This is a genomic window from Streptomyces sp. SID8374, from assembly GCF_009865135.1.
Lineage (GTDB): Bacteria > Actinomycetota > Actinomycetes > Streptomycetales > Streptomycetaceae > Streptomyces.
Map to the genome: position 1 here is coordinate 2,144,181 of NZ_WWGH01000002.1, position 22,493 is coordinate 2,166,673.

18 protein-coding genes are annotated in these 22,493 nt (G+C 73.9%); 3 read left to right on the forward strand and 15 right to left on the reverse strand.

Annotated elements, in window-relative coordinates:
- Positions 1 to 318 precede the first annotated feature (318 nt).
- Positions 319 to 2,196 (forward strand): ABC transporter ATP-binding protein, encoded by a 1,878-nt coding sequence (locus GTY67_RS32740; protein WP_161281672.1) that lies wholly within the window; start codon positions 319 to 321, stop codon positions 2,194 to 2,196.
- On the opposite strand, the gene GTY67_RS32745 is transcribed toward GTY67_RS32740, so the two are convergent.
- The 3 genes from GTY67_RS32745 to GTY67_RS32755 all read right to left on the reverse strand — a co-directional run bounded on the left by GTY67_RS32745 (position 2,135) and on the right by GTY67_RS32755 (position 7,529).
- Positions 2,135 to 4,642 carry a SpoIIE family protein phosphatase gene (locus GTY67_RS32745; RefSeq protein ID WP_161281434.1) on the reverse strand — a complete coding sequence of 836 codons (2,508 nt, stop codon included), beginning with the start codon at positions 4,640 to 4,642 and terminating at the stop codon, positions 2,135 to 2,137. The two genes, GTY67_RS32740 and GTY67_RS32745, sit on opposite strands and share 62 nt — an antisense overlap.
- 229 nt (positions 4,643 to 4,871) lie before the next feature.
- Positions 4,872 to 6,125: a glycosyl hydrolase gene (locus GTY67_RS32750; protein ID WP_161281435.1), complete on the reverse strand. Its 1,254-nt coding sequence runs from the start codon at positions 6,123 to 6,125 to the stop codon at positions 4,872 to 4,874.
- Positions 6,126 to 6,248: 123 nt separating this feature from the next.
- Positions 6,249 to 7,529, reverse strand: a complete 1,281-nt coding sequence (locus tag GTY67_RS32755) for a cytochrome P450 (protein WP_161281436.1) — start codon at positions 7,527 to 7,529, stop codon at positions 6,249 to 6,251.
- A 215-nt stretch (positions 7,530 to 7,744) separates the two neighbouring features.
- Between GTY67_RS32755 and GTY67_RS32760 the strand changes: the two genes are divergently transcribed.
- A complete protein-coding gene (locus GTY67_RS32760; protein ID WP_161281437.1) occupies positions 7,745 to 8,212 on the forward strand; it encodes a tyrosinase family oxidase copper chaperone in 468 nt (155 codons plus the stop codon).
- A 55-nt stretch (positions 8,213 to 8,267) separates the two neighbouring features.
- Positions 8,268 to 9,131 (forward strand): tyrosinase family protein, encoded by an 864-nt coding sequence (locus GTY67_RS32765; RefSeq protein WP_093687787.1) that lies wholly within the window; start codon positions 8,268 to 8,270, stop codon positions 9,129 to 9,131.
- Positions 9,132 to 9,198: 67 nt separating this feature from the next.
- Here the strand turns inward: GTY67_RS32765 and GTY67_RS32770 are convergent, their stop codons facing one another.
- The 12 genes from GTY67_RS32770 to GTY67_RS32825 all read right to left on the reverse strand — a co-directional run bounded on the left by GTY67_RS32770 (position 9,199) and on the right by GTY67_RS32825 (position 22,417).
- Positions 9,199 to 9,480 (reverse strand): chaplin, encoded by a 282-nt coding sequence (locus GTY67_RS32770; RefSeq protein WP_093687789.1) that lies wholly within the window; start codon positions 9,478 to 9,480, stop codon positions 9,199 to 9,201.
- A 139-nt stretch (positions 9,481 to 9,619) separates the two neighbouring features.
- Entirely contained in the window at positions 9,620 to 10,768 is a 1,149-nt protein-coding gene (locus tag GTY67_RS32775; protein WP_161281438.1) for a GNAT family N-acetyltransferase, read from the reverse strand.
- Positions 10,765 to 11,442: a lipopolysaccharide biosynthesis protein gene (locus GTY67_RS32780; protein WP_161281439.1), complete on the reverse strand. Its 678-nt coding sequence runs from the start codon at positions 11,440 to 11,442 to the stop codon at positions 10,765 to 10,767. The genes GTY67_RS32775 and GTY67_RS32780 overlap by 4 nt, the downstream gene beginning before the upstream one ends.
- On the reverse strand, positions 11,439 to 12,575 hold the full coding sequence (locus tag GTY67_RS32785) for a glycosyltransferase (RefSeq protein WP_161281440.1): 1,137 nt from the start codon (positions 12,573 to 12,575) through the stop codon (positions 11,439 to 11,441). The genes GTY67_RS32780 and GTY67_RS32785 overlap by 4 nt, the downstream gene beginning before the upstream one ends.
- Positions 12,572 to 13,384, reverse strand: a complete 813-nt coding sequence (locus GTY67_RS32790; RefSeq protein WP_161281441.1) for a polysaccharide deacetylase family protein — start codon at positions 13,382 to 13,384, stop codon at positions 12,572 to 12,574. The genes GTY67_RS32785 and GTY67_RS32790 overlap by 4 nt, the downstream gene beginning before the upstream one ends.
- Positions 13,374 to 15,164: a lipid II flippase MurJ gene (locus tag GTY67_RS32795; protein ID WP_161281442.1), complete on the reverse strand. Its 1,791-nt coding sequence runs from the start codon at positions 15,162 to 15,164 to the stop codon at positions 13,374 to 13,376. The genes GTY67_RS32790 and GTY67_RS32795 overlap by 11 nt, the downstream gene beginning before the upstream one ends.
- Entirely contained in the window at positions 15,161 to 16,525 is a 1,365-nt protein-coding gene (locus GTY67_RS32800) for an O-antigen ligase family protein (RefSeq protein WP_161281443.1), read from the reverse strand. Before GTY67_RS32800 ends, GTY67_RS32795 begins: the two co-directional genes overlap by 4 nt.
- A gap of 2 nt (positions 16,526 to 16,527) precedes the next feature.
- Positions 16,528 to 18,009, reverse strand: coding sequence for a sugar transferase (locus GTY67_RS32805; RefSeq protein WP_161281444.1), 1,482 nt, complete (start codon positions 18,007 to 18,009; stop codon positions 16,528 to 16,530).
- Positions 18,006 to 19,172 (reverse strand): glycosyltransferase, encoded by a 1,167-nt coding sequence (locus tag GTY67_RS32810; RefSeq protein ID WP_202462725.1) that lies wholly within the window; start codon positions 19,170 to 19,172, stop codon positions 18,006 to 18,008. Before GTY67_RS32810 ends, GTY67_RS32805 begins: the two co-directional genes overlap by 4 nt.
- 327 nt (positions 19,173 to 19,499) lie before the next feature.
- Entirely contained in the window at positions 19,500 to 20,102 is a 603-nt protein-coding gene (locus GTY67_RS32815) for an isochorismatase family protein (protein ID WP_161281445.1), read from the reverse strand.
- Positions 20,103 to 20,186: 84 nt separating this feature from the next.
- Positions 20,187 to 21,236, reverse strand: a complete 1,050-nt coding sequence (locus tag GTY67_RS32820) for a polyprenyl synthetase family protein (RefSeq protein WP_161281446.1) — start codon at positions 21,234 to 21,236, stop codon at positions 20,187 to 20,189.
- Positions 21,233 to 22,417 (reverse strand): tetratricopeptide repeat protein, encoded by a 1,185-nt coding sequence (locus GTY67_RS32825; protein ID WP_161281447.1) that lies wholly within the window; start codon positions 22,415 to 22,417, stop codon positions 21,233 to 21,235. Before GTY67_RS32825 ends, GTY67_RS32820 begins: the two co-directional genes overlap by 4 nt.
- Between the last annotated feature and the right edge of the window lie 76 nt (positions 22,418 to 22,493).

Below are 22,493 nucleotides of genomic sequence, written 5' to 3' on the forward strand. Positions count from 1 at the left end.
GTGGACCATGCCCGTACGCCTCCGGCCCTGCTCGCACCCGCCGTAAGCGAGGCTCGTATGTCCTCGGCCTCGCCCGAGCCAGCCGCAGACGAGGCCCGCACGTCCGTGGACCCGCCCGCGTCCGGCGCAGACCATGCCCGTACATCCCTGACCCCGCCCGCCTCCACCGCAGGCCACGCCCGTACGTACCCGACCCCGCCGGCCCTCGCCGCGGACCAGGCCCGCACGCCCCTGCCCCTGCGCGAACCCGCCGCAGACCATGCTCGTACGCCCGCGACCCCGCCCCCACCACCGGCCACAGACCACGCCCGTACGTCCCTGACCTCGCCCCAACCCGCCGCCGACCAGGCCCGCACGCCCCCAACCCCACCCCCACCCAAGAACGCCTCCGCACCCCACCACCCCCACCCCCACGACACCGGCGCCCTCCGTTCCCTCCTTCCCGTCCTCGGCGCCCACCGCGCCACCGTCCTGCGGACCTGCCTCGCCGCCCTCGTCGACCAGGCGGCCCTCGTCGCCCTGGTCACCCTCGCCGCGCACACCGTCGGCACAGCGGTCATCGAACACCGGGCCCCATCACCCGTCACCGTCGCCGTCCTCATCGGGCTCGTCCTGCTCCGGGCGCTCGCCACCTGGCGGGAGATGGACCTCTCGCACGACCTCGCCTACCGTGTCCTGGCCGAACTGCGCGTCCGGGTCTTCGACGGGCTCGCCCGTTCCGCCCCCGCGCGGATCGCCGGGCGGCGCAGCGGTGACCTCGCGGCGACCGCGCTCGGCGATGTGGAGGCGCTGGAGTTCTTCTACGCCCACGCCATCGCCCAACTCCTCGCCTCCGGACTCGTCTTCGCCGTCGCCGCCACCCTGCTGGGCGTCCTCGGGCCGTGGCTGCTGCTCGCCGTCGTGCCCGCCGCCCTGCTCCTCCTCTGGTCGCCCCTGCTGGAGGCGCGCGGCCGGGCCGAGCGCGGTGCCAGGACCCGGGCCGCGCTCGCCGACCTCTCCGCGGAGAGCGTGGAGAGTGTCGACGGCCTCCGGGAGCTGCTGACGGCGGGTGCCCTGGGCCGTACCCGGGCCCGGCTGCGCTCCGGCGGCCGGCGGCTCGCCCGCGCCCAGCGGGCCGAGCAGTCCTGGGAGACGGGGGCCGGCGCGGCCCGGGATCTGCTCGTCGTGGCCGCCGTCATCGGGGTCGTGGCCGCTGCCGCCCATGCGACGGGCGGCAGCCGTCTCGACGGGGCCTGGGCCCCGGCCGCCATGGCCCTCGCCCTCGGCGCCCTGGCCCCGGTGGCCGAATCGGCGGCCGCACTGGGCCGGGCGGGCAGCCTGCGTGCCGCCGCCGCCCGGGTCCGCGCGGCCGTGAACGCCCCCGCCGGGGCGCCCGTCCCCGCCTCCCCGCTTTCCGTCCCGCCGGGTCCGCTGGGGCTGCGGCTGCGCGGGGTTCGGTTCGGTTACGGCTCCGCCCCTGTCCTGGACGGCCTCGACCTCACCGTACGGCCGGGGGAGACGGTGGCCCTCGTCGGCGCCTCGGGGGCCGGGAAGACCAGCTGCGCCCATCTGCTCGCCCGCTACTGGGATCCGCAGGACGGAACGGTGGAGCTGCTCCCGGAGGACCAGCCCCACTCCGTCGACCTGCGGGATCTCGCCGAGGACGACCTGCGCGCCGCCGTGTGCGTGGTCGGCCAGGAGGCCCCGCTCTTCCACGGCACCCTCGCCGAGAACCTCCGCCTCGGTGCTCCCGACGCCACCGATCAGGAGCTGGCGGATGTCGTCCGTACCTGCGGCCTCGCCCCGGTCGTCGACGCCCTGCCCCAGGGACTGGACACCCCGGTCGGCGAACGCGGCGCGACCCTCTCCGGAGGCCAGCGCGCCCGGGTCGCCCTGGCCCGGGGGCTCCTCGGCCGGCCCCGGGTCCTCGTCCTCGACGAGACGACGGCCCACCTCGACCACCGGGGCGACGAAGAGCTAGCGCGGGCGCTCGCGGCGGACTCCCGGGCCCGTACCCGTACGACGCTGATCATCGCCCACCGGCCCGCCACCGTCCGCCGGGCCGACCGCATCGCCGTCCTCGCCAGGGGGCGCATCGTCGAGGAGGGCACTTGGGACGAGCTGATCCGGGCCGGAGGCGCACTGACCCGGCTGTTCAGCCGGGCGGGGGAGAGCCGGGAGGCAGTGGGGACGGCAGATTCTGTTCCGCCCAGATGATCTTCCCCCGGTGCGTGTACCGGGTGCCCCACCGCCGGGCGAGCTGGGCGACCAGGAACAGACCCCGGCCTCCCTCGTCCGTCGTACGGGCGTGCCGCAGCCGTGGGGTGGTGCTGCTGGCGTCGGACACCTCGCAGGTCAGCACGGACTGGAGGAGCAGCCGCAGGCGTACGGGACCGGAGGCGTACCGGATCGCGTTGGTCACCAGCTCGCTGACGATCAGTTCGGTGGTCATCGTCAGCTCTTCCAGGCCCCACGCCTCCAGCTGGCGGGCCACCTTGTTCCGGGTCGCGCCGACGGCCGCCGGGTCCAGGGGCACGTCCCACGAGGCCAGCCGGTCGGGGCTGAGCACGTGGGTACGGGCGAGCAGGAGGGCGATGTCGTCCGGCTGCGGAACGGGCAGCAGCTCCTTGACCACCGCCGCGCACAGCTCGTCCAGCGGCAGCCCCTGCCGCGAGACCGCCCGGCCCAGCCGGACCATGCCCTGTTCGGTGTCCTTGTCGGTGCCCTCGACGAGGCCGTCGGTGTAGAGGCCGAGCAGGCTCCCTTCGGGCAGCTCCACCTCCATGGACTCGAAGGGGAGCCCGCCCAGGCCCAGCGGGGGGCCGGAGGGCAGGTCGGGGAAGCTGACCGCGCCTTCCGGGGTGACGACCACCGGCGGCGGGTGCCCGGCCCGGGCCATCGTGCAGCAGCGGGACGCCGGATCGTAGACGGCGTACAGGCAGGTGGCGCCCAGCACCGTCGTGCCGCCCCGGTCGGCCTTCCCGCCCGTCGGCTCCTCCTCACTCAGCCGCATGACGAGATCGTCCAGCCGGGCCAGCAGCTCGTCCGGCGCGAGGTCCATGTCGGCGAGCGTCTGCACGGCGGTCCGCAGCCGGCCCATGGTCGCGGCCGCGCTGATGCCGTGCCCCACCACATCCCCGATGACCAGGCCGACCCGGGCCCCGGACAGCGGGATCACATCGAACCAGTCGCCCCCGACCCCGTCCTTCGCGTCCGCCGGGAGGTAGGAGGAGGCCACGTCCAGCGCCGTCCCGCCGCGCAGGGTGTGCGGCAGCAGGCTCTCCTGGAGCACCAGTGCCGCCGTGTGCTCCCGGGTGTAGCGGCGGGCGTTGTCCACGCAGACCGCGGCCCGGGCCACCAGCTCCCGGGCCGGCGCCACATCGTCCTCGTCGAACGGGACCGGGTTCTGCGACCGCATGAACGTGGTGAGCCCGAGGACGGTGTCCCGTGCCCGCATCGGTACGGAGATGAGCGAGTGCAGCCCGAACTCCCGGATCCGGGCGGCCCGCGCGGGCTGCTCCACGGCCCATGCGCGGCTGTCCGGGTCGAGGAGCGGAAGGAGGACCGGGTCGCCGTCGAGGAGGAAGTGGACGTCGTGCGGCGGCGGTACGAAGTCGACGTTCTCCCCGACCCGCACCACCGCCTCCGGACATCCCTCGCGCACCGAACTCATCCCCATGCGGCGCATCTGCGGCCGCCCGTCACGCGCGCCCGCCCCGAGCAGCGGAACCCCCGGCCGCTCCCTGCCCAGCGGTGTCTCCAGCAGGTCGACGAAGACGAAGTCGGCGAACCGGGGCACCGCGAAATCGGTCAGCTCCTGGGCTGTGCGCTGCACGTCGAGGGTGGAGCCGATACTGGCCCCCGCCTCGTTCACGAGCGCCAGCAGCCTGCGCGCGTTCCACCGGTCGGTCACGTCCTGGACCATGTAGCCGATGCCGATCCGGTTCTCCTCGGCGTCCGCCAGCGGGAAGAACGAGCTCGAATAGGCCCGTCGGCGGTTCGGGTCGGACCAGCTCCAGCCCAGGTACTCGTAGTCCGTGACCGGTACACCGGTCGCCATGACCTGGCGCATCAGCCTCTCGATCGGCGCGGCGAGCAGCCCGGGCAGCACATCCGCCGGCCGCTGCCCCAGGCGCTGGTCCCGGGGGACCCCGCCGAACCGCTCCAGGGTGTCGTTGAGCCAGATGTAGCGCAGCTCCGGGTCCATCACCGCCATGCCGACCGGCGACCGGGTGAGGAACCCCTCCAGCACCGAACCGTCCACCACCCACTGCGGGCTGCGCTCCCGCCCGGAGACCAGGAAGCCCTCGCGCCCGGCGATCAGGAACGAGGCGGAGACCCGTACGTCCACGTCGATCCGCCGGTCGTCCCGGCCACGCAGAGCGATCAGCCCGCTCCACCCCGAACCGCCGCGGGCCCGGGCGGCGATCGCGGCCGTACGCCGGGGGTCCGGGGCCCCCGCCAGCAGCAGGGCGGCGGACCGCCCGACCATCTCGGCGGCCGCGTACCCCAGCAGGGCCTCCGCCCCGCGGGTCCAGCCGATGACCGTGCCGTCCCCGGCGATCACCGCCACCGCGTCGTCGCTCAGCTGTACGGGACCCCGGGGGTCCGCGTCGGGCAGCGGGCCGGGCCCCGCCGGGGGGCCCTCGTCGGCGGATGCCATGCACCTCACCACCATCTCTAGGTTTCCATGGTCGCGCGTCACCCCCGAGTACGCACCGGCCGGGGCTCCCGCACGGGCTTTCGCCCGTTCGGCGGCGTGACGCGGCGGGCCGTGTCCCCGTTGGGGGAGTGACAAGCGGTCGCTTGCCCACCTGCCCCCGCGCTGGACCCGTGTGGGTGGACGGCTCCGGCTCCCCTGAGGAGAGCCGGAGCCGTTTCCATGCGCGCGGTCAGTACCGGACGCAGATCCTGCGTTCCTTCAGCCACTGTCCCAGCCAGTCCCCGAACGGCACGGTGATGCACCACCTGCGGGTGACCGGCGGTTCGGGAGCCGCAGGCGTGGGCGGCACCGACGGCGTGGGCTCCACGGCCGGCGGCACCGTCGGAGACGGAGGCGGCGTGGGGGAAGGCGGCTGAGTCGGGGTCGGGGCCGTGGTGGGAGGCGCGGACGGGGCGGGCTTCACCGGCGCGGCCATCTCGGCGAGCTTCGTCCGGAACACCTTCGAGGCGCGCGGATTGCTCTTGCACTGCCACACCCCGTGCGGGCAGTAGTCCGTGATCGTCTGGTACAGCGGCTGGTGCCGGTCGATCCAGTCCAGCATCCGCCGCATGTACTCCGGATTGTCGCCGTTGCGGAAGAGCCCCCACTCCGGGAACGAGATCGGCTTGCCGCGCTCCGCCGCGAAGTCGACATGCTTCTGAAGGCCGTACGGGTCGTTGATCTGGTCGTCGAACGACTGGCCCGGCGGCTGGTCGTAGGAGTCCATGCCGATGATGTCGACGACGTCGTCACCCGGGTAGCACTCGGTCCACGGCACCGCGTCCCGTCCCCGGCTGGGCGTGAAGTCGAAACGGAACTCCTGGCCCGGCACCGCGCGCATCGCCGTCACGATCCGCTGCCAGTACGCCTTCCAGGACGCCGGATCGGGACCGCAGCGATGGGTGTACGTGGTGCCGTTCATCTCCCAGCCGAGCACGATCACCGTGTCCGGAACCCCCAGGGAGACCAGGCGCTCCGCCAGTTTGGTGAAGTGCCGGTCGTAGTCGCCCGCCGCTCCCGACCGCAGCAGCCGGCGGACCTGGGCGTCCGGGACGCGCTCCTCGTTCCGCTCCAGCATGGGCACGTTGAGGACGAACAACCGGTCCTTGTCCGCCTTGCGCCAGTCGGCCCAGGAATCCAGGAAGTCGGGAGTCCCCTCGATGTTCACCCAGAGGTCGCCCGGCAGGTAGGTGTGCCCCACCCGCAGCTCCGCGCCGCCGAGCCAGCGGGACAGGTCGGCCATCCTGCTCACCCCGGCCGGCCCGTAGTCCAGATAGGCGCCGTGCGCGGTGGAGCCCGCGCCCCTGGTGCCCTGCGGCCCGGGGGCGGCGCTGTCCACGGAATCGGCGCCCGGCGGCGGCTGGCCCGCGATGCCGCCGCCCGCCAGGAGACTGAGAACGGCCGCCGCGATGCATGTGGTGATGAGTCGGCGCTTGGCCGGCATGACTCCTCCTGGCTACAGGGAAATTCCGGCCGCTTCGGCCCGATGGGGAGAGAGTTTCATCATCCTGCACCGCACGCTAATAGAGTGGTCCATTTATCGCATTCGGCGTTGCGAACGGGCCGATCAGGTGAACGTCGGGCCGAAGGTGAACGGCAGCGAACCGACGCGGTTGTCGAAATTCGAATCGACCAGCTTGGGGTCGCCCGTCTGCCGGATGACGGGCCGTCGGGTGAGCAGCTCCCGGAACAGGGCCGTCATTTCGAGCCTGGCCAGATGGGCGCCGAGGCAGTGGTGCGGGCCGCCGCCCCCGTAGCCCAGGTGCGGATTCGGCGACCGGGTGATGTCGAAGAGATCCGGACGGGTGAAAACTGATTCATCGCGATTGGCGGAGGCGTAGAGCAGTGCGACTTTCTCCCCCGGAAGAAAGTTCCGGCCGCCCAGCTCGAATTCCGATACGACGGTCCTGCGGAACTGGATGATCGGCGTCGAATGGCGGACGATTTCCTCCACGGCACCCCCGATGTACCGGTCGAAGTCCGACCGCAGGAGTTCCAGTTGCTCCGGATGGCGGTCCAGCAGGGAGAGCCCGTGCGCGATCGCGTTACGGGTGGTCTCGACCCCGGCCACCAGCAGCAGCGAGAAGAAGGCGCCCAGATCCCGCGAGGAGAGCCCCTCACCGTCGATGTCCGCGCGCACCAGGGCCGAGACGAGATCGTCCTGCGGGTGATGGCGGCGCTCGTGCGCCAGACGCGCCATGACGAACTGCATCATCGCCAGCGACGCGATCCCGCGCCCGGGGATCCGCAGCCTGGCCCGGCCCCGGCGTGCGACGCCGACGTGCTCGGAGGCGTGGTCGATCTGCTCGGCGATCCGCGGCCGGTGCTCCCCGGGGATGCCCATCAGGTCGCAGATCACCTCCAGCGGCAGCCGCGAGGCCGCCGACGGCATGAAGTCGCCGGGACGCTCGGCGATCATCTCGTCCACCAGACGGGCGGCCAGCCGGTCGATGTTCTCCTCGGTGGCGGCGAGCAGCCGGGGGGTGAAGCGGCGGGAGATGATCCGGCGCAGCGCCGCGTGCTCGGGCCCGTCCATGTTGACCATCGAGTTCCCGAACAGCGCCTTCGCCCAGCCGGCCGGCTCCGGGGTGGTGACCCCCGGCGCGCTCGCGAAGACCTTCGGGGTGCGGCTCGCGGTCAGCACGTCCGCGTGGCGCACCAGGGCGTAGAAGGGCTTGCCGGAGGTACGGGCGGTGCCCGGCCGGGGCGTGAACAGCACGGGTGCGTCCAGTTCCCGCAGCCGGGCGAAGGCGGCGAGCCGCTCCGGGCGCGGCAGCTGCCAGAAGGCCGGGTCGGCGAGGTCGCAGTGGGCCGCGCGGTCCCCGGACACCTGATTCGGAACGGTCATGTCCATCCACCTCCATGAGTTCGCGAGGTCATCGTCCGGTCCGGTGCGCGACCGGCTCCGCGCGACGCGTGCCTCCGGCGCGGATGGCCGCGCAAGGTCACGCGTTTGACGGAACGCGAGGCACGCCGCGCCCACAAGAACCGTTTCGCCGCCGCCTCGTTGCCACCATCGCGAGGAACAGCACCTCGAACGAGCCGAACGAGAGGCAGTCACCCATGAGCCGAACCACGGATCCGGGCGGCGCACCGCGTGGAGCACGCGGTCCGTCGCGCCGGATCGTCCTGCGTACCGCCTTCACCGCGGCCGTGGCCGCAGGCACCGCCGCGGTCCTCCTGCCGCTGTACGACGACGAACCGGCCACCGCGCCCGCACCGGCGAAGGGGCAGGGCCACACCGCCGCCGGGGCGGAGGAGTTCGCCGAGATGTACCGGGGCCGGGAGATCCGCGGGTCGGTGACCGTCCTGGTCCCGGCCGGCGAGGCGGGCGGGGCCGGCCGGGGGGAGCCGGTCACCGAGATCCGCATCGACGGCCGCCCGCTGCACGTCATGCGGCGCGCGGACGGCACGTACCTGAGCGATGTCACGCACTACGAGTCGTTCCCCACGCTCCGCGAGACGGCCCGCGCCGCCGTGGACGAGCTGGGCACCGCGCGGCTCGCACTCCCCGCCTCGCACCACAAGTGACCGTCGCACGGCACGTGAATGTCGCACCACATGTGAACCAGGAGGACCAGAACCGGTGTACACCCGCAAGAACCAGCGCGACCTTACGCGCACCGAGAAGCGGCGCCTCGTCGACGCGATCCTGAAGCTCAAGCGCTCGGGCCGCTACGACGACTTCGTCGTCATGCACCGCGAGTACTACGTCATGGACACCGAGAACCGGCCGCGCCCCGCCCATATGACGTCGTCGTTCTTCCCCTGGCACCGCCGCTACCTGCTGGAGTTCGAGCAGGCCCTCCAGGCCGTCGACCCCGGGGTGAGCGTCCCCTACTGGGACTGGACCCAGGACCGATCGACCACCTCCTCCCTCTGGGCGGAGGACTTCCTCGGCGGCAACGGCAGGCCCGGCGACCGGCGCGTCACCACCGGACCGTTCGCCTTCGACGCGGGCAACTGGAAGGTGGGCGCCGGGGTCACCGACCAGAACTGGCTCACCCGCAACTTCGGCAGGCCCGGCAACAACCCGGTCTCCCTCCCGACCGCCGACGACGTGGCGCGGGCGCTGAAGGACCCGGTCTACGACACCGAGCCCTGGAACAGCATCAGCACCGAGGGGTTCCGCAACCGCATCGAGGGCTGGGGCATCCACCGGGTGCGCCCGGTCGGCAACCACAACCAGGTCCACCAGTGGGTCGGCGGCCCGATGGCCGGGGCCGCCTCCCCCGAGGACCCGGTCTTCTGGCTCCACCACTCCTTCATCGACCTGCTCTGGGACCGCTGGCAGAAGGCACACCCCAAGGCCGCCTACCTGCCGGGCCGCAAACCCGCCTCACCCGGCCGGGACCGTGACTACGTCTTCGGCCTCGACGACCCGATGCCCCCGTGGAACGTCACCCCCAGGAAGCTCCTCGACCACAGCAAGGTCTACCGCTACGCCTGAGCGCGCACGGCGAACGGCCGGCCCCTCCGGGAAGGAGGAGGCCGGCCGTTGCCGTGGAGCGGGGAGATCAGCGGCCGTAGCCGTAGTCACCCTTGTCGTCGTGGCCCTCGGAGACGTTGGCGCAGGTGTTGCCGAAGGCCGGGTTGAGCAGGCCGATCACGTTGACGGTGTTGCCGCAGATGTTGACCGGCACGTGGATCGGGACCTGGAGGACGTTGCCCGAGGCGACACCGGGGGACCCGATGGCCGCACCCTGGGCACCGGCGTCCGCCGAGGCCATGCCGGCGCCGCCGGCGATGAGGGCACCGGTGCCCGCCATGACGGCGGCGACCTTCGTGATACGCGACATCAGAACTCCTTGTAAGGAAGGGGGGTTGCTGCGGAGCACGAGGCCCGCATGCCCTGACAACGCGCAAGACGGCCGACGGTAACGGATCAACGTCCAGACGAAATCTCCGGTGTTGTCCTACGGCCTGTCGCCGCCCGCCTCACCGCCCGATGACCGGAAGCGTGGTAAGCCGCTCGTGCCAGTCCCGGGCGGCGGGGAACCGTGCCTTCACGGTCTCCACGGCCCGCTCCCGCACCGCCACCTGCGACTCCCGCAGCCGCAGCAGCGGCTCCAGACCCGGGCGGGCCAGCAGCAGCCGCTGGTTGACCACCGTGACCGGCTGCCAGTGGTTCTTGTACTGCTCGGCGCCGCGCAGCAGGCTCAGCACCTCCCGGCCGGTGTCCGAGGCCTGCTGGGACACCTCACGCAGCAGCATGGTCGACACATCGACCTTCCGCTCCCGCAGCCCGGGGTCCGCCCCGTACAGATAGCCGCCCGCCAGGTGCCCGGACTGAAGGGTCAGGTTGGCCGCCACGACCTCGCCGCCCATCAGGAACTCGGTGACGGCGGCCGTGCCGTTCCCCACCATCCGCCCCACCGACCGGACCAGGTGGTCCGAGAACCGGGCCCGCAGGTGCTCCGGGTTGACCCCGCGGTCGCGCCACTGGAGTTCGTGGAGCCGCAGCAGGGTGCCGATCGCCGCGGGCACCCGGTCCTGCGGGACCTTGCGGGCCTCGACGTCCAGGGCCTCGATCCGGCGGAGCTTGGCCCGCAGCCGCTGGCCGCGCGAGCCGGTGAGCCGCGCCACCAGATCGCCCAGCGGCTCGGCGGGCAGCTCCATGCAGGTCGAGTCCGTGAGCCGGCTCCGCGCGCCCGGCCACCGGCCGAACAGCAGCTGCGCCGACGCGTCCGGCCGGACCTCCCGCAGATCGACCACGGTGTGCCGGGCGGCCCGGTCCAGACCGCGCTGGAGCGCGCCGACCGCGTGCCCCGCCTCCTCCTCGTCCACCAGGATGTCGAAGAAATCGGAGATCGCCCCGCCCATCGGCACCAGCAGCGGCATCGGACGGTGCACCAGCATCAGCGGCGCCGCCCCGATCAGCCGCCCGGAGCGCCGGACCAGCAGGACCCGCAGCCTCCCCTCCTGACCGTAGGAGATCCACCAGGAGTGGAGCCACGCATGGCTCTGGAACGGGGTGGCGGTGGCGCAGCGGCGGTGCAGTGCGTCCCACTCACCGGCGAGCGCGCCGAACTCCCCGAAGTCCCGGCAGAGGGTCACGGTGAGGGTGCCCGCCCGGTCGGCCGTCATCGCACGAGCTCCCGGTCGTCGGTGGGGGTGTGGTCCTCGGCGGCGGTCGGCCCGGGCACCTGGGCGGAGACGCTCCAGCCCGCGCGCCGGGGCCGTACGAGCAGCACGAGGCCGCCCAGCAGACCGCCCGCGGCCGCTCCCACTGCGGTGCCGAGCGGCACCGACGGCGAGACCGGCTGGTCGGGCTTCATCGCATGGGTGAACTTGATCAGCTTCACCCCGGTGTCCTTGGAGACATGGCCGCTGCTCACGATGACGGCCTCGATCACCGCGTTGGCGATGTCGGCCGCCTTGTCCGCGCTGTTCGACGTGCCCGTCACCGCGATCATCGGCGAGTCGGGCGAGGTCTCCGAACGCACCTGGGAGCGCAGGGCACGCATCGGCTCACCGGCCGCGCCCTGGGCGTAGGAGAGCGTCGCGTCGCTGGTCACGAGGCGGCCGTAGGACTGGGCGTAGCCGAGCGCGGCCGAGGGGTCGGTCTCCTCCTCGGCGACCGCCATGGCGTAGCTGGTGGCCTCGTACTGGGGGGCGGCGAGCAGCCCGTACGAGAGCCCGGACGCGGTGCCGAGCAGCACACAGACGGGCAGGGGCCACCAGTGGGGCAGCCGGGTGAGGGAGGTGCGCAGCCGCTTCCGCAGGGCGGCGGGTCGCTGCTGCTCGGGAGACTCGGTCATGAAAGGGCTCTCCGGTTCGGTGGGGCGGTGTCGAGGGCGTACGCGTACACATCCATCAGGCGCTCGCTGCTGCGCCGGATGTCGTAGTGGCCGACGGCCCGTGGTGGCGGGCGGCGGTCCGGGCGGGCCTGTATCCGCTGCCGCAGCACGGCGGTCAGCTCGTCGGGGCTCCCGGCGATCCGGGTGGCGCCCGGTGCGTGGGCGGCGGACAGGTCGTCGATGGCCGGGCAGGCGTCGTGCAGGACGGGCAGCCCGGCGGCGAGCGCCTCCACGGCGGCCAGCCCGAACGACTCCTCACGGGACGTCGATACGAAGGTGTCGACGGCGCTCAGCAGGGCCGGGACCCCGGGGACCGGGCCGCCTCCGTCCGCCCCGCACTCACCGAGGAGGCGGATCCGGTCCGCCGCCCCCAGCTCGGCCGCCAGGGTCCTGAGCGCCCCGGCCTCCGGCCCGTCACCGGCCAGCAGCAGCCGGGCCTCCGGCAGCGCGGCGACCGCCCGGACCAGCACGTCGAAACGTTTGCCGGGTACCAGCCGGCCCACCCCGCCGACCACGAACGCGTCATCGGGGATCCCCAGCGCCGCCCGGACGGCGAGCCGCCGGTCCGGGTCGAAGCGGTAGCGGTCCGCGTCGATGCCGTTGGGCACCAGCCGGATCCGCTCGGCGGGCACCCCCCAGTCCCGCAGCCGCCCGGCGACGGTGGAGGAGACCGCGACGGTGGCCGCGCCGAGCCGTTCGGTGGAGAGGTACAGGGCGCGGATGCCCCGGGTCAGCGGGCGGCCCTCGATCTCGGCGCGCCCCAGGGAGTGCTCGGTGGCCACGGCCGCCCGCACACCCGCGAGGCGCGCCGCGATCCTCCCGTACACACAGGCCCGGTAGAGGTGGGTGTGGACCAGGTCGTAGCGGCCGTCGCGGATCAGCCGGGTCAGCCGCCCGACGGCCGAGAGGTCCCGGTTGCCGCGCATCCCCAGGTGGATGACGCGTACCCCGTCGGCCCGCAGGCCGTCCGCCACCGGGCCCGGGTTGGTGAGCGTCACCACGTCGCACTCCACCGGCAGATGGCGCAGCAGCAGCCGCAACTGCTGCTCGGCGCCGCCGACCCCGAGCCCGGTGATGACGTGCAGCGCCCTCACCGGGGGCCGCCCGCCCGCACCGGGGAGGCCGTACGGGAGCCCGCGCCGGGAACCGCCCCGTGGCGCAGCCCGTGCCGCAGGTCCTTCGCCCAGAGCCGTACGCCCCGGTCCGCCTGGCTGATGTGGGTGCGGGGGAGGGCGAACCGGCTGATCAGCGGCCCGGGCGCCAGCGCGCAGCCGTACCCGTACCCGGCAGAGCGCACCGCCTCCGCCACCCGCCGGTCCAACGTGCCGTACGGGTAGCAGAAGCCCTCCGGGAGCGTCCCCGTCAGCTCGGCGATCAACTCCCGGCTGTGGAACGTCTCGTGGCGCAGCTCCTCGTCCGCCAGCGTGGTGAGGTCCCGGTGCAGCAGGCCGTGCGAGCCGACCTCCATCCCCGCCTCGGCGACCCGCCGGATCTCGTCGTGGGTGAGCAGCGGTTTCCGGGGCCCCAGCGGGTCCCACTCGTTCACCCCTCCCGGCCGTCCCGGCAGGACGTAGACGGTCGCGGTGCAGCCGTGGACGCGCAGCACCGGCAGCGCCTCATGGAGGAAGTCCCCGTACCCGTCGTCGAAGGTCAGCCCGACCAGATCGCGCCTCCCCGCCGCGTGCGCCCGCATCAGCTCCGACACCCCCACCCCGCGTAGCCCTCTGCTGCGCAGCCACGCCAGCTGCTCGCCGAGCCGCCGGGGGGAGACGGTGATGCCGTACGGGTCGTCGTCGGTGTCGGTGACCGAGTGGTACGTGAGGATCCAGGGCTGGCGGCGGGTGTGCGGGCGGAGCCGGGACGAGGGGGCATCGGCGCGAGGCGCCGAGGGGTCAGCGGCCATCTGTGAACCTCCGTCGGATGAGTGCCAGCAGGGAGACGACCTCGGGCGAGCGCAGGGCCAGCCCGGTCAGGAAGAAGACGGCGGGGACGAGGACACACCCGGCGGCCAGGCTCAGCACGGCGTCGGGGAGCAGCGGCGCCGCCGCCCAGCCCGCCGCCCCGGCCACCAGGGCGGCGCCCGCGAGACGGCCCAGGGAGAGGGCGACCGCCCGGGCCCGGATCGGGACCACCCGGGTGCCGAGACCCATCAGCAGGAGCAGCGCGGTCGTGCTGATCCCGATGGCGTTGGCCGTGGCGATGCCGTCGACGCCGAAGCGGTACGTGAGCGCGTACCCGGCGCCCATCGTGACGAGCAGCCCGGTGCCCATGGCGAACGCCGGGAACCAGGTGGGCCGCCCGGACGAGAAGAACGGGCGGCTCAGCGCGCCGACGAGACAGTGGCCGAGCAGCCCCGCCGCGTAGACCCGCATCACCTGGGCGGTGGCCTCGGTGTCGGCGGTGTCGAACGCGCCGCGCTGGAAGAGCACATCGATGATCTGGGGCGCGTAACCGAGGACGACCGCCGTGCCGAGCAGCACGACCATGCCCGCCAGCGCGAGATCCCGCTCCACCCGCTGCCGGGCCTTCTCGTGGTTCCCGTCGGCCATCGCCCGCGCGACGACGGGGAACGTCACCGTGCAGATCATCAGCGAGAGCACCATCGGCATCTGCGCGACCTTCTGCGCGTAGTTCAGATGCGAGATGGCGCCCGCCGGGAGCGTGGAGGCCAGGAACCGCTCCACCAGCACCTGTGACTGACGGCTCACCACGAACAGCACGACCGGGGCGAGGACGGTCACACCCAGCAGGGGAGCGGTGCGCCGGACACGCTTCCTGATCCGCCTGAGGCGGGGCCGCGCCAGGGGCAGCAGCCGCAGGAAGGTGGGGAGCTGGGTGAGGATCATCAGCAGGCTGCCGACGGCGACGCCCGCCGCCGCCGCCCGTACGCCCCACACCGAGTGCAGCGCCAGCGTCATGCCGATGATGCCGACGTTGTACGCGACGTAGACCCCGGCGGGGGGCAGGAAGCTGCGGTGGGCGCGCAGCGCGGCGCTGAAGTAGCCGGTGATCCCGAAGGTGAGCACGGTGACGGCGGTCAGCCGGGTGCAGTCCACCGCGAGGCCCGGGTCGGCCAGCCCGGGGGCGAGGACGCCGACGACCCAGGGGGCGCCCGCCATCAGCAGCGCCGCACCGGCCATGAGCAGGACGCAGAGCCGGGGCAGGGTGGCCGCCACCAGTTGGCGTACGGGGTCGGGTCGGGGCTCCCCGTCGGCATCCGGCTCCCCGGTGGCCTCGGTGCCCTTCGCGGCCTCGGTGTCCGCGCGGCGGGTGAGGGCGAGACTGAAGGCCGGGACGAGCAGGAGCGCCATCCCGTCCTCGATCAGCAGCGTGGCCGCCATCTCCGGCACGGTCCAGGCGATCAGGAACGCGTCGCTGGCGTCGCTCGCGCCGAAGTACCGGGCGATCGCCTGGTCCCGTACGAGGCCCAGTACGGCGCCGACCACGGTCAGCACCGCAGTGGCCGCCGCCGCGCGGGCGAGGAAGGACCCGAGGCCGGGAGCCTCGCCGCCGCCCGCAGGTTCCGGCGCGTCCCCGGCGGCGGTGGTCCCCGTGAGGCCGGAGCCGGGGGGCTGGCCGGGGCCCGGGAGCAGGGGAGGGGCGGCTTTGCCGGGAGGTGCCTCGCGGGGGAGTCCCTCCCGGGAGCGGGCCTCCGCCTCCGTCCCCGTACCGGTGTCGCTCACGCGGTGCCCGCCTTCCCCGGCTCGGCCAGTGCCCACCAGGCGGCGAGCCCCAGGACGACGCCGCCCAGCACGGTCGTGGGGCCGCCGATGTCGGAGTACAGGAAGTTGACGCTCTGCCAGGTCATCAGGGCGACCGCCACCAGACCGCAGTCGACGGCCGCGTGGCCGCGTGAACGGGCCCGGACCAGCCGGCGCACCGCGCCGACGAGGATCGCCGCCCAGCTGCCGACGACCGCCGTCAGACCGATGAGGCCCTGCTCGCTGAGGATCAGCAGATACATGTTGTGCGGGGAGAGGAGGGCCTGCCTGCGGAACTCCTGGCCCGCCCCCGCCGTGTCGCTGCCGGAGGAGAGGCCGATCGAGGCGTGGGCGTCGCGGTGGGCGGGGAACCCCTTGAGGCCGACACCGGCCACGGGCTGCTCGCGCCACATGGAGCCCGCCGCGCTCCACATCGTGTACCGGTCGTTCACCGAGCGGTCGGGGGCCCGGGTCACCTGGGTCACGCTGGCGGCCCGCTCGGCGATCATCTCCGAGCCGATGCCGAACCCGCCGACCAAAACCACCGCGGTGGCACCCAGCACCGCCAGCGAGGTCAGCGCCTGCCGACGGCCCGTCAGGGAGAGAGCGACCAGGAGGGCGAGCGCCGTGGCGATCCACACCCCCCGGCTGAAGGAGAGCGCGAGCGGCACGATCAGCCCGACGGCGACGACCGCGGCTGCTGGGCGCAGCCAGGCCGGAGCGTTGCGCGGGGTCCGCAGCGCGAACGCGGCGGCGGCCAGCAGCCCGTAGGCGACGACCGTGGCCATCCCCATGATGTCGCTGGGCCCGAACGTGCCGACCGCCCGGACCTCCTCGCCCATGTACGAGGCGCCGGTCCCGGTGACGTACTGGTCGACGCCGACGACGCCCTGGACGAGGGCCAGGACCACCAGCGCACCGGCCACGATCCGGAAGCCGTGGGCGTCCTTGAGCAGGAGGCAGACGGCGGCCGGGACCAGCACGAAGACCTGGAGGTAGCGGACCAGGCCCGGCAGTGCGGCGGCCGGGTCGGCGGCCGTCACCGTCGCCACCGCGAAGCCCACGGCGGGCAGCCCCAGCACCAGGGCGGCGGCTCCGCTGAGCGGGCGCTGCCGGAGGTACAGCAGCCGTCCCACACAGACCAGCACCGCGATGCCGGAGGCGATGTCGGCCGGACCCACCCCGGGGCCGCCGCCGCCCGCGAACCCGTACGGCAGGGCGGGCAGCAGGACGGTCGCGATCAGGGGGAGCAGCGGCCACCGGCTCCGCCAGCCGCCCCGGTTCGGATGCGGAACGGTACGGGCCGGGGCCTCGGGCGCCGGTGCGGTCAGGGTGGCGGCCATCGTCAGCTGCCCCCGAGCCGGAAGAAGGAGCCCACGGTCCGCGCCAGCACGCACGCGTCCTGCCACAGGGACCAGGTCTCGATGTACCGGTTGTCGAACCGGGCCCGCTCCTCGATCGAGGTGTCACCGCGCAACCCGTTCACCTGCGCCAGCCCCGTGATGCCCACCGGCATCCGGTGCCGGTCCTGGTAGCCGGGGTGGGCGCGGCTGAACTGCGCGACGAAGAAGGGGCGTTCGGGCCGGGGCCCGACCAGGCTCATGTCGCCGCGCAGGACGTTCCACAGCTGCGGCAGCTCGTCCAGCGAGGTGCGGCGCAGCAGCCGGCCCACCCGGCTCATCCGCCCGTCGGAGGCCACGTTCCAACGGGTCGCCGACTCCTGTGCGTCGGCGGGCCGCAGCGTACGGAACTTCAGCAGGACGAACGGGCGGCCGTGGCGGCCCACCCGCTCCTGCCGGAAGATGACACCGGGACCGTCCGAGAGCCGCACCGCCAGCGCGCATCCCGCCATCAGCGGCGCCACCAGCACCAGGCCGATGGACGCCAGCAGGGCGTCCATCACCCGCTTCGCCGCATGGCTCACCGGCCGGTGCGTGCCGTCCTGGAGGGGGTGCGCGGCGAACCCCCACAGATGGTCCGGGCGGGCCCCGGCGGGGCGGGTGGCGACCGCCGTGTCGCCGCTGACCAGCCACACCCGGCAGCCGTGCCCGGTGAGCAGGGCGAACAGGGCGGCGCCGTCGGGCGTGGTCTCGGGCGGGGCGGTGAACACCGCGTGCCGCACACTGTTCTGGACGACGGCCCGCCCCACCTCCTGCGGGGTGACCAGGACCGGCAGCTTCACCCCGTCCGGCCGTGCCGTGGGCTCCTCCTCCGTGGTGGCGGGTGCGGCGACCCGGCCTACGGGGCGCAGCCCGTACTCAGGGTGGTCGTACAGCGCGGCCGTCACCTGGCGGGCGACCGGGCCGTGGCCCACGATCAGCGTCGACAGCGGGTTGCGGACGGCCGCCCGGTGCCGGACCCGGTGCACCACGGCCCGCCCGGCGGCGCACAGCACCGTCTGCGCGGCCGCCGCGTACGCCAGGACCGCCCAGCCGAACGCGTGGGCCGGGGCCCAGGCGTCGACGACCTCCATGGTCACGTACCACTGGAGCAGGGCCAGGCCGAGGAGCGCGGGCACTTCGGAGAGCACCGAGGGGGAGAGGCCGAGCCGGTAGAGCCCCCGGTACGCGTGCAGCGCCACCTGGGCCACCGCCTGGGCGGCGACCACGGGCCAGGGCCAGCCGGCCGGGGTGCACAGGGCGAACGTGCCGGCCAGCGCCGCCGCGTCGGCGCCCAGCAGCTGCGCGGCGGGCGCGACCCGGGCGCCGCTGCGCCCACCGCCGAGCTCCCGCGTACCGCCCTCGCTTCTTCGCGGCGGATGAACCGTGTGAGCCTGTACGGCTGTTGCCTGGCCGGCGCCGGGGACCGGTGCACTCTCCATCGTCATCGCTCGGTGCGCTTCCTCATCGTGGGGCCGGACAGGGAGACAATTTCCTGGTAGAGACCGGCAACCGCCCCCGCGGTCCGTCGGACGTCGAACGCCGCCCGGGCATGGCGCTGGGCCCGGTGGGACACCGCCTCGCGCAGCTCGGGATCGGTGAGAAGTGCGGTGAGCGAGGCGGCGAGCGCCGTGGGCTCCTCGGGCGGTACGAGGAGGTGGTCCTCGTCGCCCGGCGGGACGCTCTCCCGCGCCCCGCTCACATCGCTCATCACCACGGCCCGGCCGCAGGCCATGGCCTCCAGCGGGGCCAGCGCCATGCCCTCCCAGCGGGACGGCAGGACGACGACGTCGGCCGCGTGGATCCAGGGCCGTACGTCGGCGCTCGCCCCGGTGAACAGGACATCGGCCGGGGCCGCGCCCTCCAGACCGGCGCGGTCGGGCCCGTCGCCGACCAGGACCAGGCGCGCGCCCGGAACCCGCAGCCGCCGCCAGGCGTCGAGCAGGACGTCCTGGCCCTTCTGCCGGGTCAGGCGGCCGACGCAGACGACGAGGGGGGCCCGCCGATCCACCCCGTCCAGTAAGGGCAGCGAGGCCCGGGCCGCGGTGCGGTCGGCCTGTCCGCCGGGGCGGAAGCGGTCGAGGTCGATGCCGTTGTGGATCACCGACCAGCGGGCGGCGATCCCCGCCTCCTGGCCGGTGCGCCGCTCGGACTCGCTGACGCAGAGGATGTGATCGGCCCAGCGCGCCCCGAACCGCTCCCATTTCAGGGCCAGTTCGGCGGTTCGGCCGCCCACCGCCTCGAAGGACCAGGCGTGCGGCTGGAACACCGTGGGCACCTTGCCCCGCACGGCGATCCGGCCCGCGAGCCCCGCCTTGGCGCTGTGCGCGTGCACCACGTGCGGGCGGCAGTCGCGGACGATCCGCCGCGCGGCGGCGACCTCACCGGCCAGCCGCGGCCCAGGGGCCCGGGTGGCGGACCAGCCCCGGACCTGAGCGCCCGCGGCGGCCGCCCCGACGGCCAGCGGGCTTCCGGGCGGACAGGCCACCACGGGCCGCAGCCCGGCGCCGGCCTGGGCCCTGACGAGATCGGTGACGACCCGGGCCACTCCGCCGTCCACGGGCTGAACCAAATGAAGGACCGTCAATTGTCTTTCTTCGGCACGACGCATGTGCAGCACGTACGGCTCTCTTCGCTCAATCCGGTGAGTAAAGCCGAAGTGCACTTTGGCAGACATGTGACGAAATCGTGCGCGTGACTCGCTCATACGACCACGTGAGGATTACCCGCGCGATGCCGCTGATCAGGTGGTCCGCGCGGCCGTCCCGTGTCCTTGCGAAGGCGCCGGAATGCGGCGGCGAAAGGGTGGGAGGGGAGAGGCCGCAGCACCATTACGGGGGCGCGCCGAAGGAATTCCTCCGGTCGGATGTCACTCCATTCGCCGCATCTCGGGGGCGGCCGGTTGCCGCAATGGATGGCGGCCCCATCGGGCGGACAGTCACGCAGTTCTATTGTCGGCAAAGGGCTCCGCCCGGGTGGCCGCGAAGGTGACGTCCCCGGCGCGGGCGACGACCTCCACCTCGTCGCCCAGGGCCCATTCCGCGACCCGGGACGCCATCGCCGCCGGAACGCTCTCACTGATGCCCGGCGCGGCGGGGATGTCGTAGGTGGCGTGGGCGTCGTGCGGCAGCACGACCCGGTACTCCAGCTCCAGCGCCCGGCGGGCGGTGGCCAGGACGCACATCTCCGACATCACCCCGCACACGGCGAGCGACGCGACCCCGGCGGCCGTCAGCTCCGCCTCCAGCGGGGTGCCCTCGAAGCCGTCGTCCTCGGTCTTGCGGATCACGGTCTCTGCGGGGCCGCCGGTGACCGGGAGGTACAACTCCCACCCGGGGGTGTGCGGTTCGTCGGGCTCCCCGGCCGGGCCGTCGTTCTGGAGGTGGACGACGAGCGCCCCGGCCGCCCGGGCCCGGCGGACGAGGCCGTCGACCCGGTCCAGCAGCCGGGGTGCGTCGGGCACGGGGTTGCCGCCCGCGACGAAGGCCGCCTGGACATCCACGACGAGCAGTGCCTGTACGGGGGCGGGGTGGGGGTGCATACCGGCTCCGGCCTTCGGGGTGTCGTCGGGGAGGGGCGGCCATCCTTTCAGCCGGCGGCCCCGGGGGAGGCCGCCGGCCTCGGGTCACCCGGTGCGGTCGACGAGGAAGGGGATCAGGGTGAGCAGGTCACCGCGCGCCCCCTCGCGCAGCTCCACGCCGTCCAGGCAGGCGCGGGCGGCCCGCAGATGCTCCCGCGCCTCGTCGACGGCGGCCCTGCGCCCGCCGGCCTCGTCGACCAGCTCGGCCGCCCGGCGCAGCCCCGCCTCGTCGAGAGGACCGGCCCCGGTGAGCAGGGTCGTCAGCTGCCGGGCCGCCGGATGCTCGGAGGCCAGGGCCGCGAGGACCGGGAAGGTCTTCTTCAGCCGCCGCAGATCGCTGTGGACCGGCTTCCCCGTGATCTGCGGATCGCCCCAGATCCCCAGCAGGTCGTCCACCGCCTGGAACGCCACGCCCAGATGCCGCCCCGCCCGGTCCAGCGCGTCGGCCGTGGGTGCCGGAGCCCCGGCCAGTACGGCACCGAGGGCGGCGGCGCAGCCGAGCAGCGACCCGGTCTTGTGCGTCGCCATCGCCCGGTACTCGTGCGGCAGGACCGCCTCTGGCCCCGTCCACGGCCGCGACTCGAAGAGCAGGTCCTGCGCCTGACCGTGCACCAGGTCGCCCAGCGTCCCCGACAGATGACGCACGGCCGCCGTACCCGTGGGCCCGGGGACCTCGGCCAGGGTCCGGACGGCCAGCGCGAACAGGGCGTCCCCCGCCAGGACCGCTGGCCCGGTGCCGTACGCCTTCCATACGGCCGGGCGGCGGCGCCGGGTCTCGTCGCCGTCCATGATGTCGTCGTGGATGAGGGAGAAGGTGTGCACGAGTTCGACGGCGACCGCACCCGTGACCCCGTCCGTGCCGCTGCCCCCGGCGGCCTCCGCGCCGAGCACCGCGAGCGCCTGGCGGACCCCCTTGCCCTCCGAACCGGGCAGGGGCTCGCCCTCGACCCCGCTCCAGCCGAGCGAGAAGGCGGCCGTCTCGGCGTGCCAGGGGTGGAGCCGGCGCACCGACTCCACCAGCGCGGGCCGGACGAGGTCACGGCACCGGTCCAGTATCTGCGGCGCGGGCGCCTGACGGGTCGTGGACAGCGTCATCGGGCCCGGGCCTCCTCGTGCGGGGCGTCGGATGCGGTGTCGTGCGGGTGCGCGGGTTCCACGGCGGGTTCGGCGGTTCGGCGGTGCGCGGGGGCCAGCTCAGCGCCTTCCATCGGGCCCTCGCCGCGTCCGTCGTCCCCCTCGCGCTCCGCGACCGGTTCCACGCCCAGTTCCACGTACGCCTTCTCCACCATCTCCCGGGCGTTGAGCAGGCCGATCCGGCTCAGCCTGCCCCGCAGCTCGTCCAGGTCGGCGGCGGTCGCCGCGCGGTCCCGGCCGAGGCGGGCGCGGGCCTTGACCAGGCCCAGGGCCGCCAGCGCCTCGCCCCGGGGCTCGGTCATCGCACGGAACTCTCCGAGCGCCTGCTCGTAGACCTCGCGGGCCTCCTCGTACCGCCCGGCGCGGAAGAGCACATTGGCGCGCATCTTGTGGTTGTAGGCGAGCGCGCTGGAGAGCTTCATCTCCCGGCAGGTGACCTCGGCCTCGGCGAGCAGCCCGAGCGCGCGTTCCGTCTCCCCGTCGCGGAGGGAAACGATGTCGGCGATGCCGCGCAGGGCCCAGGCCCGGCCCCGCCGGTCATCCGCCTCGCCCGCGAGGACGGCCGCCTCCTCGAACATCTCCAGGGCCGAGTCGAGTTGCCCGGTGTTGCGGTGAATCTGCGCGATGCCCTCCAGCGCCCACACCGTGTGGCGCGCCTCGCCCCGGGCGCGGGCCTCGGCGAGCAGCTGCTCGTGCAGGGTGGCGACCGTCTCGTAGTCGCCCTGGATGCGACCGGTCTCGGCCAGCCCGGCCAGTGAGTAGCCGCGCGCCACCACGTCCCCGCCGCGCTTGCCCAGCTCGGCGGCGAGCCCCAGCAGCCGGAACGCGAGCCGCAGCGAACCCCGTTGACGCGCCAGCGTCCCCCCGCTCCACAGCGCCCAGGCCATCGCCCCGGTGGCCCCGGCCGAGCGCGCGGCCCGGTAGCTGGCCTTCCACGCCCGGTCCGCCTCCTCCACCTGCCCCAGCCTGCGGTGCGCCTCGGCCACGGCGAGCCCGGTCCGCGCCACCTCCTCCTGGGAGCCGGAGAGCTCGGCCTGTTTCAGATGCCGTACGCCTTCGGCCAGTACGTCGGTGAGGGAGGCGTTCACCGACATCTTGGTGAGAGCGCCCTGGTACTCGGGCGCCAGTGCCTTGGTCTGCATGGGAGCCTTCCGCGCGGTGCCCGGGCCGGGCCGATGTCCACTATGCGCCACGTGTATACATAGGGTGCATAGTTGG